Below are 14,746 nucleotides of genomic sequence, written 5' to 3'. Positions count from 1 at the left end.
AGCGGGAATAGCTCAGTTGGTAGAGCACGACCTTGCCAAGGTCGGGGTCGCGAGTTCGAGTCTCGTTTCCCGCTCCAGTATTATCCTCCCAAAATGCTTTTTGTAACCTATCCTGATGTCAGTAGTTATCCCATTTTCCCTCTGTTTCTGATTTCACAATCTTATAAACTTACCTGCTTTTGAGACCCAGCCTGGCCGTTTCTGTTGAGTAACAGATGGCGCAGCACTTCCTTTATTTACGCCTCCTCGCAGCGTAATAACAACGAATACAGGGACTGGCTACGTCACGGAACCCTTCCCTGCCTGATGCGTTATGCTGAACCCGCTTGTAACAGGACGTCGCTACAGCGGATTAGCGGAAACGAGCAATGGAAGTCAGCATTTTTTTTGGATAAGCGCTAAAAATTTTTCTACAAAACCCTTTCAGACCTTGCTGCTGGAGCATCGTATCCGCTATGGCACCGATCGCTTTTTCCTCAATGGGAACCTTGTCGCTGATACTCCATCCCCGACGCGGGTGAGTCTGAATAATATTTTCCGTCAGTCCGGCATCCTGTAGCTGCTTTCTTAATTTTGAAATAGTCTGATAAAGCGTATTCGGGGTGACAATTTTCCCATGATTTTCCCAGCCCGCCGCATACAGGGAATGATGAGAGACCATTTCCCCGCTTTGGCAAATCAGCAAATGCAAACAGCGCGAAGCGGTAACGTAAGTGACATGCTCTTTTCCCGTTTTGCACGAGATAAGCTTATTCTGCTGAGGAACAAAATGGATCTGATTGTTAATGCAATAAACAATAGAATCTTTATTATCCATGGTGCTTATCGTCCTTAATAAGTGGCATATCCTGAAGATATTGTTATGTGTTTTTAATAACCAGCCACAGGCGCATGGCTGAGCCTGAAATTTTTTTGCCTCGTCAGGCGCGCGCGTCTGTTTTACTGTTAATTAATGTAATTTTTTAAAAATAAAGTCGACGGCGCTGGGATGCTTTAACACCTTTTAATTATCAATTCTTACCGTAAACGCCAGAACGCGTATCTTTGTCAATGCTTTTATCCTTTGCAATAACAAAGAAATGTCATAAGTAAGTGTGCGGCCAACTTCCCCTGTATTCAATCTTTTTTTTACTGGTCGGATGAATCACTTTAGCCGTAAATTAAATAGCCGGGTAAATTATATATGATGAAGATATTAATAACTTTTAACATAGCCTGGTGTCAGGCTGGAAAAAGTGAGATCCAGCGTATCTGCTTGTATGGGAACATAAAAAAGGCAGGCAGGGGGCCACAAATGTAACCGAGGGCAGGTAATAGTTGGACGACCCTTAATTAAGACAGGAGAAAATAACAGGCTAAGCGAAAAATAAAAGGAATCAGATATAATTGGCTAATATTTAATGATTTTTTTAAGGAAGAACGGGATGGTTAGCGAGGTAATGAATTGTTTTTTTAGAAGTTTCAGACTGCTCACAAGCCGATGGTTTACTTTATTCAGGTGATAACGTGATGATCGAGCGAACATTAGCCTTGAGTGTTTAACTATAAAGCAACATTTTAATGGGTTTTGCGGTTAGTGGTTCATAACCTCTCTGCTTGTGCTGAGAATGTTGACATTAATTTTAGGGGGGGGCTTACTTTCGTTCAGGATATGCCTGTTGCCGTTAAAATGGAAAAGGGAAACATCAGCCGGCCTTGCGCTCAGTACTCAGCATGGGCAGCCTGCGGTTCCTGTAACACGCAGAGAGTACGAAGGAGAAATTGCTGGCATGGGCTATAAAGGCATTTCAGTGGATAACTGTCATCAAACCCTTCCTGATAATATTTTTTATAAAGAGTTTTAAAGTAATAAAATTAATGGAGGCGTCACTGCTGGAAATACGGATAAGAACAGGTTATCGAAGGTTATCTATGAGAGGTGCTAATGACCAGCTGTGGAGCAGGTCAGGATAATGGCGAGGGCTGCCCCTAAACAGCAGGCTTTGTTAAATCAGCTAACGGTTCGCCTGTTCAGGATGACCGGTAGGGTTTAAGAGCAGGCAGCAGCCCGGCAGGGAACGCCAACAAGGGAAACGAGCCGAAGTGATGAAACAACATAGTAAGAAGGGGAAGGGCCTCTCCATGAGGTATAAACGCGCAGCCCGAGGGTTTACTCTGCATTCGAGGAGCGTTTATCACCCTGTCTGTCAGCCTACGCATAGATGCGTAGCAAGGCGACGATCGCCAGCAACAATTAGCCGCAGACAGCAGAAAAAAGCTTGTTTTTGCTCAATGATACGTTCATAATCGCACCCGTTCGACCATAAGAGAATAACAATTCTTTTAAAATCAACAAGTTAACAATTTTAACGCGGTTAACTCTTAGTATTATCTCTTTGCGGGAATAGCTCAGTTGGTAGAGCACGACCTTGCCAAGGTCGGGGTCGCGAGTTCGAGTCTCGTTTCCCGCTCCAGAACATTCATCATTATCATTTCTGATCGAGTTATCCACAGCCCTTTAGCGGCTGGGTTTCGCTTTTTTCAGCCTGTACAGAATAACCTTCAACAGAGTTATCCACAGGTTGCGATCTACCCCTGCCTGCTATTCAGGAATAAAAGACGTTACGCACATTTTTTATCTTTTTGATTTATAAAGAAAAATTAATATTTCAAAATGTTATAGAGATCGCTTGCGCTTTCTGTGGCAGTTGAATGACAACGGCTTTTTATTTTTATGCACAGCGTGTGGAAAAGTGGCTTAACGACGCAGGCAGCCTACGTGGTTATTTATGCGTCGCGCGGCAATCCTTTTTCTATGACGCGCACCAGCCGCTTTTGCTGGCCGCTCTGCACCTCAATCGCGTTTTCCGCTCGCCTTGCCAGCTGACGGGTCAGCGCCCAGGTAATATGCTCGTCCAGCATCGGATTTTCTCCCTGACGGTTTTGTAAGGCCGCCACGTTTTCCTCTGACCAGGGCGCATTGCCCAGCGCTACCGCGACGTTGCGCAACCAGCGAAGATGACCGATACGTCTGATCGCCGATCCTTCCGTCACGCGTAAAAAGGTCGCCTCGTCCCAGGCAAACAGCTCGGTTAAGGGCGGCGCATGAAGCACGGCGCGCGGGCTGAAATCATCCTCATCCGTTAGCTGACCGTAGCGATTCCAGGGGCAGATTAGCTGACAGTCGTCACAGCCGTAAATGCGATTGCCGATAAGCGGCCGGAACTCTTCCGGAATGGCGCCTTCCAGTTCAATGGTCAGATAGGAGATACAGCGCCTGGCATCCACGACGTAAGGCTCGACTATCGCGCCGGTCGGGCAGGTGGTCAGGCAGGCGACGCAGCGACCGCACTGCTCCTGCTGCGGTGAATCGACCGGTAAAGGCAGGTTGATCAGCAGTTCGCCAAGAAAAAACCACGAGCCGGCTTCCCGGTTCAGGATCAGAGAATGTTTGCCCGTCCAGCCCAGCCCCGCTTTGGCCGCCAGCGGTCTTTCCAGCACCGGGGCCGAGTCGACAAAAGGCCGAAACTCAGCCTCTTCGCAGCGCTCACGGATACGATCGCCGAGCTTTTTCAGGCGATTGCGCAATACTTTGTGGTAATCACGTCCCAGCGCATAGCGGCTAACGTAGCCAAGCTGCGGATTTTTTAGGGTGCTGGCGAACGCCGCCTTAGCGGGCAGATAATTCATGCGCACGCTGATAACCCGCAGCGTGCCGGGCTGTAGCTCATGAGGGCGGGCGCGCATCATACCGTGACGCGCCATCCAGTCCATTTCGCCATGATATTGCTTGTCTAACCAGGCCTGCAGGCGCGGCTCTTCCAGACTAAGATCGGTATCGCAGATACCGACCTGCTGAAAGCCGAGTTCCAGCCCCCACTGTTTAATTTCCAGGGCGAATTGAGAAAGATCGAGAGGATGCGACATGACTAACCTGAACCAGCTAAATAACCCGACCAGTTTACCCTATTCTGTCTGGCCTGTAGAGGCGATTGCGCAACTTGAGCGCGAGGGCGCGGACGCATTGGGGATCACGCTGTTTGAGCTGATGCAGCGGGCGGGCGAAGCGACATTCCGCCACGTTCAGGCCCTGTACCCGGAGAAGAAACGCTGGCTGATCCTGTGCGGCCATGGCAATAACGGCGGCGACGGTTTTATTGCGGCTCGCCTGGCGCTATCGGCAGGGAAGGAGGTGACGGTCATTGCCTGCGAAGGATCGAAGGCGCTGCCGGAAGAAGCGACACAGGCGCGCGACGCGTGGCTGGCGGCAGGCGGGGAAATCCATGCGGCGGACACGCCCTGGCCTGAACAAAGCGATATTATTATCGATGCGCTACTGGGCACCGGGCTGAACCGCGCCCCTGGCGACCAATACGCCCGGCTGATTGAGAAAGCGAATGCGGCCAGCGCGCCGGTATTTGCCGTAGATATACCCTCCGGGTTAGTGGCTGCTAACGGGACCACTCCCGGCGCAGTTATTAACGCCGCCCATACGCTAACGTTTATCGCGCTTAAGCCGGGTCTGCTGACCGGTAAAGCACGGGATTGCGTCGGTCAGCTACATTTCCATGCCCTTGGGCTGGATGCCTGGCTGGCAGGGCAAACTGCACCGATGGCGCGCTACGATGCTTCCGTGCTGACGCGCTGGCTGCCGCCGCGTAAGCCCACTTCTCATAAGGGCGACCATGGCAAGCTGGTGATAATCGGTGGCGATCAGGGAACGGCTGGCGCCATCCGGATGACGGGCGAAGCCGCGTTGCGCGCCGGAGCAGGCTTAGTGCGAGTACTTACTCACAAAGATAATGTCTCACCGTTGTTAACGGCGCGGCCCGAGCTAATGGTACAGACGCTAAGCGATCGGGCGCTTGATGAGGCGCTGGAATGGGCCGACGTCATTGTGATTGGCCCGGGGCTGGGGCAGCGTGACTGGGGTAAAGATGCCCTGGAAAAAGTAAAAAAATCGTCTAAACCGATGCTTTGGGATGCTGACGCGCTTAACCTGCTGGCAATCGCTGGCGATAAACGTCAAAATCGAGTCATTACGCCGCATCCGGGCGAAGCGGCCCGTCTGCTTAATGTAAAAACCAGCGAAATAGAGAGTGACCGCTTACTTGCCGCTCGCAGCCTGGCTAAACGCTACGGCGGCGTGGTGGTCCTGAAAGGGGCCGGCACGCTGATTGCCAGTGAAGCGGGCGAGATGGCGATTGCCGATGTCGGTAACGCCGGTATGGCGACCGGCGGCATGGGCGACGTGCTTTCCGGCATTATCGGCAGTTTGTCAGGCCAGAAGCTCTCGCTGTATGAAGCGGCCTGCGCAGGCTGCGTGGCCCACGGCGCTGCGGCGGAAGCCGTATCGCAACGTCTGGGCACGCGCGGGATGCTGGCGACCGATCTGTTTTCCGAGCTGTACCTGTTTGTTAACCCAGAGATCCTGAACAGAAAAGAATGAAGACCGCTATCGCATTGTCCGACGAGGCTGCCACTCTCGCACTGGGAGCCAGCCTGGCCCGCGCCTGTCACAGCGCGGCAACACTCTATTTGTATGGCGATTTGGGCGCGGGGAAAACCACGTTCAGTCGCGGTTTCTTACAGGCGCTGGGTCACCAGGGCAACGTGAAAAGCCCGACCTATACGCTGGTAGAGCCTTACGTTCTGCCGGATCGTCGCATTTATCATTTCGACCTCTACCGGCTGGCCGACCCTGAAGAGCTGGAATTCATGGGGATCCGCGACTATTTTGGCGGCGACAGCCTTTGCCTGGTCGAATGGCCGCAGCAGGGTGCGGGCTTTCTTCCGCCGCCGGATATTGAACTGCGTCTCAGTTATCAGGGCGAAGCCCGTCAGGCAGAGCTTGAGGCCTGCTCGGCAGAGGGCGAGGCGATCCTGGCCCGCATGGAGAAAGACGGACAATGATCAAGCTGGGACTGCTGCTGGCTGCTTTACTGAGTACGTTTTCCACTCTGGCCGCTAATTTATCGGATATACAGGTTTCAAACGGCAACGACAGGGCCTCGATCACGCTGAGCTTCGGTGGTCAACCGGTGTATGGCTTCTTTCCGCTGCACAATCCGGAACGGGTGGTGCTGGATATTCGCCAGAGCGGCGTGATCAAAGGCCTGCCGTTGACGTTCAGCGGCGATAATATGGTGAAGCGTATTCGCGCCAGCACGCCAAAGGATAAGCAGAGCATCCGGCTGGTGTTCGAGCTGACGCAGCCGGGAAAAACGCGCGCCGTGACCCAGCGTAACGGCAGCACCTATAACGTGGTTTTCACCATCAACGGCACGCGTCCGGCTCCGCGATCTGCCGCCGTCAGCAGCGTTTCTCGGCCCGTTCCGGCAGACAATCCGTTTAAGGGCAACGCCGTTACGGCGGTCAGCAACGGCAACGAAGTCGCGGTGCCGGGCAGAACGGTGCGTGCCGTTGACGAAGCTATTATCGTGGCGATAGATGCCGGACACGGCGGCCAGGATCCGGGTGCTATCGGCGCGAACGGGCTGAAAGAGAAAAATGTGACTATCGCCATAGCGCGCAAATTAAAAGCGTTGCTGAATGCCGATCCTATGTTTAAAGGCGTGATGACCCGCGACGGCGACTATTTTATCTCCGTGATGGGCCGCTCGGACGTGGCGCGCAAGCAGAACGCTAATCTGCTGGTGTCTGTCCATGCCGATGCCGCGCCGAACCGTAGCGCGTCCGGCGCGTCCGTCTGGGTACTCTCTAACCGCCGCGCCAACAGCGAAATGGCGGGATGGCTGGAGCAGCACGAGAAACAGTCGGAGCTGTTGGGCGGCGCGGGCGATCTATTGGCTAACAGCCAGGCCGATCCCTATCTCAGCCAGGCGGTGCTCGATTTGCAGTTCGGCCACTCGCAGCGCGTTGGCTATGACGTAGCGGTTAAGGTTATCGCCCAGCTGCAGCGCGTTGGCTCGCTGCACAAACGACGCCCGGAACACGCCAGCCTGGGGGTATTACGCTCGCCGGATATCCCTTCGCTGCTGGTGGAAACCGGCTTTATCAGTAACCCTTCGGAGGAGCGACTGCTCGGCAGTAGCGCTTACCAGCAGAAGATTGCCGAGTCGATTTATAAAGGCCTGCGCAACTACTTCCTGGCGCACCCGCTGCAATCCATCCCAAAGGAGGAAAACCGACCGTTGCAGTCCGCAACAGCGGTTGATGTTCAGCCTAATCCCGCCCCGGTCAGCACACGCTATGCCGGTGCGGTAACGCGCCACGTGGTGAAAAGAGGCGAGACGCTTTCCGGGATCGCCGACCACTACGGCGTCAGCATGGCGATGCTGCGTTCGATGAATACGTTGAAGAAGGATGTCGTTTGGGTCGGCCAGCGGCTGAAAGTGCCGGCTTCCGGCGCGCAGAGCGTGAGCGCCAGCCGGCCGCAGCGGCATAAAGTGGTGCGCGGTGACTCGCTGACCGCCATTGCCGCACACTATGGCGTCAGCCCGAAAGCGATACAGCAGGCGAATAATATGAAATCGCAAAATGTTATGCTGGGGCAGACGTTAACTATTCCAACCTCGTAAACAAGGATCTTTTATGCCGATTCAGGTACTGCCGCCACAGCTTGCCAACCAGATTGCCGCAGGTGAAGTGGTAGAGCGTCCGGCGTCGGTGGTGAAAGAACTGGTCGAAAACAGCCTGGACGCTGGCGCGACAAGAATAGATATCGAGATCGATAAAGGCGGCGCCAAACTGATCCGTATCCGCGATAACGGCTGCGGCATCAGCAAAGCCGAGCTGGCGATGGCGCTGGCCCGCCACGCCACCAGTAAAATCACCACGCTTGACGATCTGGAAGCCATTATGAGCCTCGGCTTTCGGGGCGAAGCGCTGGCCAGTATCAGCTCCGTTTCGCGCCTGACGCTGACCTCGCGTACGGCTGAACAGGCGGAAGCCTGGCAGGCCTACGCGGAAGGGCGAGAGATGGACGTGACCATCAAGCCTGCGGCGCATCCGGTCGGCACCACGCTTGAAGTGCTGGACCTCTTCTATAATACGCCCGCCCGCCGGAAATTTATGCGCACGGAAAAAACCGAATTCACCCATATCGACGAGGTGATCCGGCGTATTGCGCTGGCAAGGTTCGACGTGGCGTTTTCGCTGACCCATAACGGGAAGCTTATCCGCCAGTATCGCGCCGTCAGCGACAGCAAGCAGCGCGAATGCCGCCTGGGCGCAATCTGCGGAACTGCTTTTCTCAGCCATGCGCTGGCTATCGAATGGCAGCACGGCGATCTCGTGCTACAGGGTTGGGTCGCAGATCCGATCGGCGCTCGCGCCGTTACCGATCTGCAATATTGCTATGTTAACGGCCGCATGATGCGCGATCGCCTGATCAATCATGCTATCCGCCAGGCCTATCAGGATAAGCTGGGCGACCATCAGCCTGCCTATGTGCTTTACCTGACCATCGATCCGCATCAGGTAGATGTCAACGTGCATCCTGCCAAGCATGAAGTGCGTTTCCATCAGTCGCGGCTGGTGCATGACTTTATCTATCAGGGCGTGATCAGCGTGCTGCAGGAAGCCGGGGCGGAAACGCTGCCGGGCGTGTCTGCTCAAGCGCCGACCGAGCGCTGGCAGCCAGAGAACCGACAGGCGGCGGGCGGCAACCATTTTTCCGCGCCTGCACCGGCCAGAAACGCTGGCAGTAACGGTGGAGGTAGCGGTGGAGGTAATGGCGGCGGCAACGGCGGAAGTAATGGTGAAGGTAATGCTGGCGGCCACGGCGGAAGTAACGGCGGAGGCAACAGCGGCGGGAAAGCCGCGGCAGGCTGGCAACATCAGGAGCCGGGCTACCAGAAAAAAGAGGGCGCGCTCTATCGCCAGCTGCTGCAAACGCCTGAATTGCCCGCCGCGCGCGAGGCGTCGTCGCGTCCGGTTGAGCCAAAAAGCGCACGCGCGCAGCCTGAACCCGAGCCAACGCTCAGCGGTCACAGCGAAAGCTTTGGCCGCGTGCTGACCGTGCTGCATAACGACTTTGCGCTGGTGGAATCTCGCGAGCGCCTGGCTCTGATTTCGCTGCCGGTGGCGGAGCGCTGGCTGAAGCAGGCGCAGCTGGAGCCTGGCGAAGAAGGGTTAAAACCGCAGCCGCTGCTGATCCCGGTCAGGATAAAAATGGCGAAGCCGGAGCGCGAAGCTGCCAGTCGTTTAGCGTCGTTATTGCAGCAAATGGGCATAGAGCTGGAAGCGGACGGGCAGCACATCACGCTGCGCGCCGTACCTTTACCATTGCGCCAACAAAATTTACAAATCTTGATTCCAGAACTGTTAGGCTACCTTGCTCAACAGCCGGAGATTGCGGTCAGGCAGGTGGCGCAATGGTTAGCGCGGCACGCTGTGACCGAGCGTCCGCACTGGAATCACTCGCAGGCGATTGCGCTGCTGGCAGAGGTCGAAAGACTTTGCCCGCAGCTGATTAAATCGCCGCCATCCGGACTACTACAGTATGTTGATACTGAACTGGCGATGAATGCCCTGAAGCATGAGTGACTTATCTACGGCTGGCCGGCCTAAGGCTATATTTTTGATGGGGCCTACGGCCTCCGGCAAGACGGCGCTGGCGATAGCCTTGCGCCAGCAGCTGCCGGTTGAGCTGATTAGCGTCGATTCCGCCCTGATTTATCGCGGTATGGATATCGGCACCGCCAAGCCCTCGGCAGAGGAGCTGCGGCTGGCGCCCCATCGTTTACTGGATATTCGCGATCCCGCTGAAACGTACTCGGCGGCGGAGTTCCGCCGCGATGCGCTGGCGGAAATGGCAGAGATTACCCGAAGCGGGCGTATCCCGCTGCTTGTTGGTGGTACCATGCTCTACTACAAGGCGCTGCTGGAAGGATTATCGCCGTTGCCCCCGGCCGATCCTGAAGTACGCCAGCGTATAGAGCAAAGGGCGAGTGAAGAGGGATGGGAAGCGCTTCACCGTCAGTTATGTGAAATAGATCCCATTGCTGGAAATCGTATTCATCCGAATGATCCCCAGAGACTCTCGCGAGCACTGGAAGTTTTTTTTATTTCAGGTAAAACTTTAACAGAACTGACGAAAACCGCAGGTGAAGCGTTGCCGTACGAGGTGGTGCAGTTCGCCATCGCTCCTCGTGAGCGGGAAACCATCCATCAGCGTATCGCGCTGCGTTTTCAGCAAATGTTAGCGTCAGGATTTGAAGCGGAGGCTCGGGCACTTTTTGCACGAGGTGATTTGCATACGGACATGCCTTCCATTCGTTGTGTGGGTTATCGCCAGATGTGGTCATTTTTGCAGGGCGAGATCGATTACGATGAAATGGTTTATCGGGGAATTTGCGCAACACGGCAATTAGCCAAGCGCCAGATAACCTGGCTGCGCGGCTGGAAGGATGTTCACTGGCTGGATAGCGAACAACCTGAGGCGGCGCTGGCAGAGGTATTACAGGTTCTTAGTGCGAAGGCTGGGTGATTGTGTACAATTGGTGCGTTATCGTGCGCAAATTTTTACGCAGTATTTCAGAGCGCAAGCTCTTAAGTAGTAAACAACAAGCATATAAGGAAAAGATAGAATGGCTAAGGGGCAATCATTGCAAGATCCGTTCTTGAACGCACTGCGTCGCGAACGTGTTCCGGTTTCGATTTATTTGGTGAATGGTATTAAACTGCAGGGTCAGATTGAATCATTTGACCAATTTGTAATTTTACTGAAAAACACGGTTAGCCAGATGGTTTATAAACATGCCATTTCTACCGTTGTTCCGTCCCGTCCGGTCTCCCATCATAGCAACAACGCGGGTGGCGGAAGCAGCAACTATCATCACGGTGGCAGTAATCAGGGAGCATCATCGCAGCCCCAGCAGGAAAGTGACGACGCAGAGTAATCGCTCTTCTTTCAGGACGGGCCGGCTCGCCCGTCCTGGCAATGTCCCTGACTCGCGCCTCTTCTCAGGAAAAGGCGAACGGGCGTCGCTAGTTAGCGCAAATGTGCATTTTGCCTCTGATCCCAGGCAGTATGGCCATCGTAAAGCAGGTTCAACAAGGTTCTGAGAGGTTTTAAGTTTGTTTGACCGTTATGATGCCGGTGAGCAGGCCGTACTGGTACACATCTATTTCTCCCAAGACAGAGATATGGAAGATTTACAGGAGTTCGAAACTCTTGTCTCTTCCGCTGGTGTCGAAGCACTACGCGTAATTACCGGAAGCCGCAAGGCGCCACATCCAAAATATTTTGTTGGTGAAGGTAAAGCCACAGAAATAGCCGAGGCGGTTAAAGCCAGCGGCGCTTCTGTCGTGCTCTTCGATCACGCCCTTAGTCCGGCCCAGGAGCGCAACCTTGAAGCGTTGTGCCAGTGCCGCGTAATCGACCGCACCGGCCTGATCCTGGATATCTTCGCGCAGCGTGCGCGTACCCACGAAGGTAAACTTCAGGTCGAGCTGGCTCAGCTACGCCATCTCGCCACGCGTCTGGTACGCGGCTGGACCCACCTGGAACGCCAGAAAGGCGGTATCGGCCTGCGTGGCCCGGGTGAAACACAGCTGGAAACCGACCGTCGTCTGTTGCGCAACCGCATCACGCTTATCCTTTCCCGGCTTGAGAAAGTAGAGAAGCAGCGCGATCAGGGACGTCAGGCGCGCAACAAGGCCGATGTGCCTACGCTCTCGCTGGTCGGCTATACCAACGCCGGAAAATCCACCCTTTTTAACCGCATTACTTCTGCCGAGGTCTATGTCGCCAACCAGCTGTTTGCGACCCTGGATCCCACGCTGCGTCGTCTGGACGTGGCGGACGTAGGCGAAGTGGTGCTGGCGGATACCGTTGGCTTTATCCGTCACCTGCCGCACGATCTGGTCGCCGCTTTTAAAGCGACGCTGCAGGAAACACGGCAGGCCACGCTGCTGCTGCACGTTATCGACGCCGCCGATCTGCGCGTGGATGAGAATATTGAAGCTGTAGAAGAAGTGCTGGAAGAGATCGAAGCAAACGACATTCCGACGCTACAGGTGATGAATAAGATTGATGCGCTGGAAGATTTTGTCCCCAGGATCGATCGCAATGATGAAAACCTGCCGGTTCGCGTCTGGGTTTCCGCGCAAACGGGCGAAGGCATTCCGCTGCTGTTTCAGGCGCTGACCGAGCGGCTGGCAGGCGAAATAGCCCAATACGATTTACGCCTGCCGCCGGAAGCGGGGCGGCTGCGCAGCCGCTTTTATCAGCTGCAGGCGATAGAAAAAGAGTGGAATGAAGATGACGGCAGCGTAGGGTTACAGATACGCATGCCCATCGTTGACTGGCGCCGCCTGTGTAAACAGGAACCGGAGCTGGTGGATTACATTGTTTGACGCCCGACTCGCGTATCCCGGCTCTGGGATAACACCGCATACACAATAAATGGAGCAGAAACATGGCGTGGAATCAGCCCGGGAATAACGGACAGGACCGCGACCCGTGGGGGAGCAGCAATAATCAAGGCGGCAACCCCGGGGGAAACAAAGGAGGGCGCGATAAAGGGCCTCCTGATTTGGATGATATTTTCCGCAAGTTAAGCAAAAAGCTTGGCGGTTTCGGCGGTGGTAAAAACGACGGCGGCCAGCAGGCGCCGGGACGCGGCGGTCGCCTGATCGGCATCGTTGCCGTTGCTGCGGTAGTGATTTGGGCAGGCAGCGGTTTCTATACCATTAAAGAGGCGGAGCGCGGCGTGGTAACACGTTTTGGCAAGTTCAGCCATCTGGTAGAGCCGGGCCTGAACTGGAAGCCGACCTTTATCGATCAGGTTCGTGCCGTCAACGTTGAGGCGGTACGCGAACTGGCTGCATCAGGAACGATGCTGACTTCGGACGAGAACGTGGTGCGCGTGGAAATGAACGTGCAGTACCGCGTGACCAACCCGGAACGCTATCTTTTTGCCGTAACCAGCGCGGACGACAGCCTGCGCCAGGCGACGGACAGCGCGCTGCGCGGCGTAATCGGCCGCTCAACGATGGATCGCATTTTGACAGAAGGTCGTACAGTCGTGCGTAGCGATACCCAGCGCGAGCTGGAAGAGACGATCCGTCCTTACGATATGGGCATTACGCTGCTGGACGTCAACTTCCAGGCCGCTCGTCCGCCGGAAGAGGTGAAAGCCGCCTTTGACGATGCCATTGCCGCGCGTGAAAACCGCGAGCAGTACGTTCGTGAAGCGGAAGCCTACGCCAACGAAGTCCAGCCGCGCGCCAACGGCCAGGCTCAGCGTATTCTGGAAGAAGCACGCGCTTATAAAACGCGTACCGTGCTGGAAGCGCAGGGTGAAGTGGCACGCTTCGCCAAGCTGCTGCCGGAATATAAAGCCGCGCCGGAGATTACCCGCGAGCGTCTCTATATTGAAACCATGGAGCGCGTACTGAGCCACACCCGTAAGGTGCTGGTTAACGATAAGGGTAATAACCTGATGGTGCTGCCGCTGGATCAGCTGATGCGCGGCCAGAGCACCCCAGCGTCAGCGGGGCAGAACAATAACAGCCTGCTCCATCTGCCGGCAGCCTCGGGCAGCAATGAACGCGCCAGCAACGGCTCGTCGTTCAGCCCGGACAGCATTATGGATCAGCGTCGGGTTAATGCTCAGCGTAACGACACCCAGCGCGAAGGGAGAGATTAAGGATGCGTAAGCCATTAATCGTGGTATTAATTGTGGTGCTGGTGGTGCTTTACGCATCGCTGTTTGTGGTGCAGGAAGGCCAGCGCGGCATCGTTATGCGCTTTGGCAAAGTACTGCGCGACGATGAAAATAAACCGCTGGTCTATGCGCCGGGCCTGCACTTCAAGATCCCTTTCCTGGAATCCGTGAAGTCGCTGGACGCGCGCCTGCAGACGATGGATAACCAGGCCGATCGCTTCGTCACCAAAGAGAAGAAAGATCTGATCGTGGATTCCTATATCAAATGGCGCATCAGCGATTTCAGCCGCTACTATCTGGCTACCGGCGGCGGCGACGTTTCGCAGGCGGAAGTGCTGCTGAAACGTAAATTCAGCGACCGTCTGCGTTCTGAGATTGGTCGTCTGGACGTTAAAGATATCGTTACCGACTCGCGTGGACGGTTGACTACCGACGTGCGTGACGCCCTGAACACCGGCAGCGCAGGCCAGGATGACGAGATCGCCACGCCAGCGGCCGATGATGCTATCGCTTCCGCTGCGGCGCGCGTAGAGCGCGAAACCAGCAGCAAAGAGCCAGCGGTGAATCCGAACAGTATGGCGGCATTGGGCATTCAGGTCGTTGACGTGCGTATCAAGCAGATCAACCTGCCGACCGAGGTGTCTGACGCTATCTACAATCGTATGCGCGCCGAGCGTGAAGCGGTTGCTCGTAGCCAGCGTTCACAGGGTCAGGAAGAGGCAGAGAAACTGCGTGCGGGCGCTGACTATGAGGTCACGCGCACCCTGGCCGAAGCGCAGCGTACCGCGCTGATGACGCGCGGTGAAGGGGATGCCGAAGCGGCGAAACTCTTTGCCGACGCCTTCAGTCAGGATCCGGATTTTTATGCCTTTATCCGTAGCCTGCGCGCCTACGACAGCAGCTTCAACAGCAATCAGGACGTAATGGTACTGAGCCCGGACAGCGACTTCTTCCGCTTTATGCAGTCGCCTTCCAAAGCGACTCGCTAAGCGTCTTCACACTCAGGCCGGGGATCCTCCCCGGCTTTTTTATTTCTCGCCGCAAGCGTGATGCATTTGTTAATTAATTATTAATTAATATTCGCGCAAAAATGTGATTATTCCGCTTTTTCCCCTTTGCCGTTGACGGCC

Annotated in this window: 12 protein-coding genes and 2 tRNA genes; 12 read left to right on the top strand and 2 right to left on the bottom strand. The window is 55.3% G+C overall.

What is annotated here, in order from left to right:
- Nucleotide 1 precedes the first annotated feature (1 nt).
- Nucleotides 2-77, top strand: a tRNA-Gly gene (locus AB3U87_RS07400).
- A gap of 275 nt (nucleotides 78-352) precedes the next feature.
- Here the strand turns inward: AB3U87_RS07400 and AB3U87_RS07395 are convergent.
- Entirely contained in the window at nucleotides 353-817 is a 465-nt protein-coding gene (locus tag AB3U87_RS07395) for a winged helix-turn-helix domain-containing protein (protein WP_253455906.1), read from the bottom strand.
- Between the two features lie 790 nt (nucleotides 818-1,607).
- Here AB3U87_RS07395 and AB3U87_RS07390 point away from each other — a divergent pair.
- Nucleotides 1,608-1,844: a hypothetical protein gene (locus tag AB3U87_RS07390; RefSeq protein WP_370734795.1), complete on the top strand. Its 237-nt coding sequence runs from the start codon at nucleotides 1,608-1,610 to the stop codon at nucleotides 1,842-1,844.
- 533 nt (nucleotides 1,845-2,377) lie between these two features.
- Nucleotides 2,378-2,453 (top strand) — tRNA-Gly (locus AB3U87_RS07385).
- 313 nt (nucleotides 2,454-2,766) lie between these two features.
- Here AB3U87_RS07385 and queG read toward each other — a convergent pair.
- A complete protein-coding gene (queG, locus tag AB3U87_RS07380) occupies nucleotides 2,767-3,906 on the bottom strand; it encodes a tRNA epoxyqueuosine(34) reductase QueG (RefSeq protein WP_394148790.1) in 1,140 nt (379 codons plus the stop codon).
- Between queG and nnr the strand changes: the two genes are divergently transcribed.
- The 9 genes from nnr to hflC all read left to right on the top strand — a co-directional run bounded on the left by nnr (nucleotide 3,905) and on the right by hflC (nucleotide 14,605).
- Nucleotides 3,905-5,428 carry a bifunctional ADP-dependent NAD(P)H-hydrate dehydratase/NAD(P)H-hydrate epimerase gene (gene nnr, locus AB3U87_RS07375; protein ID WP_301252883.1) on the top strand — a complete coding sequence of 508 codons (1,524 nt, stop codon included), beginning with the start codon at nucleotides 3,905-3,907 and terminating at the stop codon, nucleotides 5,426-5,428. The two genes, queG and nnr, sit on opposite strands and share 2 nt — an antisense overlap.
- The gene (tsaE, locus tag AB3U87_RS07370) at nucleotides 5,425-5,892 is read left to right on the top strand and encodes a tRNA (adenosine(37)-N6)-threonylcarbamoyltransferase complex ATPase subunit type 1 TsaE (protein WP_253455898.1); all 468 of its coding nucleotides are present in this window, start codon (nucleotides 5,425-5,427) and stop codon (nucleotides 5,890-5,892) included. The genes nnr and tsaE overlap by 4 nt, the downstream gene beginning before the upstream one ends.
- Nucleotides 5,889-7,520 carry an N-acetylmuramoyl-L-alanine amidase AmiB gene (gene amiB / locus AB3U87_RS07365; RefSeq protein ID WP_370734794.1) on the top strand — a complete coding sequence of 544 codons (1,632 nt, stop codon included), beginning with the start codon at nucleotides 5,889-5,891 and terminating at the stop codon, nucleotides 7,518-7,520. Before tsaE ends, amiB begins: the two co-directional genes overlap by 4 nt.
- A 13-nt stretch (nucleotides 7,521-7,533) precedes the next feature.
- Entirely contained in the window at nucleotides 7,534-9,489 is a 1,956-nt protein-coding gene (gene mutL / locus AB3U87_RS07360; protein ID WP_394148789.1) for a DNA mismatch repair endonuclease MutL, read from the top strand.
- Entirely contained in the window at nucleotides 9,482-10,432 is a 951-nt protein-coding gene (miaA, locus tag AB3U87_RS07355; RefSeq protein ID WP_301730308.1) for a tRNA (adenosine(37)-N6)-dimethylallyltransferase MiaA, read from the top strand. The genes mutL and miaA overlap by 8 nt, the downstream gene beginning before the upstream one ends.
- A gap of 100 nt (nucleotides 10,433-10,532) precedes the next feature.
- Nucleotides 10,533-10,844 carry an RNA chaperone Hfq gene (gene hfq / locus AB3U87_RS07350; protein ID WP_246760812.1) on the top strand — a complete coding sequence of 104 codons (312 nt, stop codon included), beginning with the start codon at nucleotides 10,533-10,535 and terminating at the stop codon, nucleotides 10,842-10,844.
- Nucleotides 10,845-11,022: 178 nt separating this feature from the next.
- Complete coding sequence (hflX, locus tag AB3U87_RS07345; RefSeq protein WP_125290306.1) at nucleotides 11,023-12,303, top strand: ribosome rescue GTPase HflX; 1,281 nt, start codon at nucleotides 11,023-11,025, stop codon at nucleotides 12,301-12,303.
- Nucleotides 12,304-12,365: 62 nt separating this feature from the next.
- A complete protein-coding gene (hflK, locus tag AB3U87_RS07340) occupies nucleotides 12,366-13,598 on the top strand; it encodes an FtsH protease activity modulator HflK (protein WP_394148788.1) in 1,233 nt (410 codons plus the stop codon).
- 2 nt (nucleotides 13,599-13,600) lie between these two features.
- Nucleotides 13,601-14,605, top strand: coding sequence for a protease modulator HflC (hflC, locus tag AB3U87_RS07335; protein ID WP_253455887.1), 1,005 nt, complete (start codon nucleotides 13,601-13,603; stop codon nucleotides 14,603-14,605).
- The last annotated feature ends 141 nt before the right edge of the window (nucleotides 14,606-14,746 follow it).

This window comes from Erwinia plantamica (assembly GCF_043420595.1).
Lineage (GTDB): Bacteria > Pseudomonadota > Gammaproteobacteria > Enterobacterales > Enterobacteriaceae > Erwinia > Erwinia aeris.
The sequence above is the reverse complement of the archived record's forward strand: the minus strand, read 5'-3'. Positions and strand labels throughout refer to the sequence as shown.

Excerpts from the sequence above, each read along its gene's own strand:
- AB3U87_RS07395 (WP_253455906.1), bottom strand. The coding sequence starts at position 817 with ATGGATAATAAAGATTCTATTGTTTATTGCATTAACAATCAGATCCAT.
- AB3U87_RS07390 (WP_370734795.1), top strand. The coding sequence starts at position 1,608 with ATGTTGACATTAATTTTAGGGGGGGGCTTACTTTCGTTCAGGATATGC.
- nnr (WP_301252883.1), top strand. The coding sequence starts at position 3,905 with ATGACTAACCTGAACCAGCTAAATAACCCGACCAGTTTACCCTATTCT.
- queG (WP_394148790.1), bottom strand. The coding sequence starts at position 3,906 with ATGTCGCATCCTCTCGATCTTTCTCAATTCGCCCTGGAAATTAAACAG.
- tsaE (WP_253455898.1), top strand. The coding sequence starts at position 5,425 with ATGAAGACCGCTATCGCATTGTCCGACGAGGCTGCCACTCTCGCACTG.
- amiB (WP_370734794.1), top strand. The coding sequence starts at position 5,889 with ATGATCAAGCTGGGACTGCTGCTGGCTGCTTTACTGAGTACGTTTTCC.
- mutL (WP_394148789.1), top strand. The coding sequence starts at position 7,534 with ATGCCGATTCAGGTACTGCCGCCACAGCTTGCCAACCAGATTGCCGCA.
- miaA (WP_301730308.1), top strand. The coding sequence starts at position 9,482 with ATGAGTGACTTATCTACGGCTGGCCGGCCTAAGGCTATATTTTTGATG.
- hfq (WP_246760812.1), top strand. The coding sequence starts at position 10,533 with ATGGCTAAGGGGCAATCATTGCAAGATCCGTTCTTGAACGCACTGCGT.
- hflK (WP_394148788.1), top strand. The coding sequence starts at position 12,366 with ATGGCGTGGAATCAGCCCGGGAATAACGGACAGGACCGCGACCCGTGG.
- hflC (WP_253455887.1), top strand. The coding sequence starts at position 13,601 with ATGCGTAAGCCATTAATCGTGGTATTAATTGTGGTGCTGGTGGTGCTT.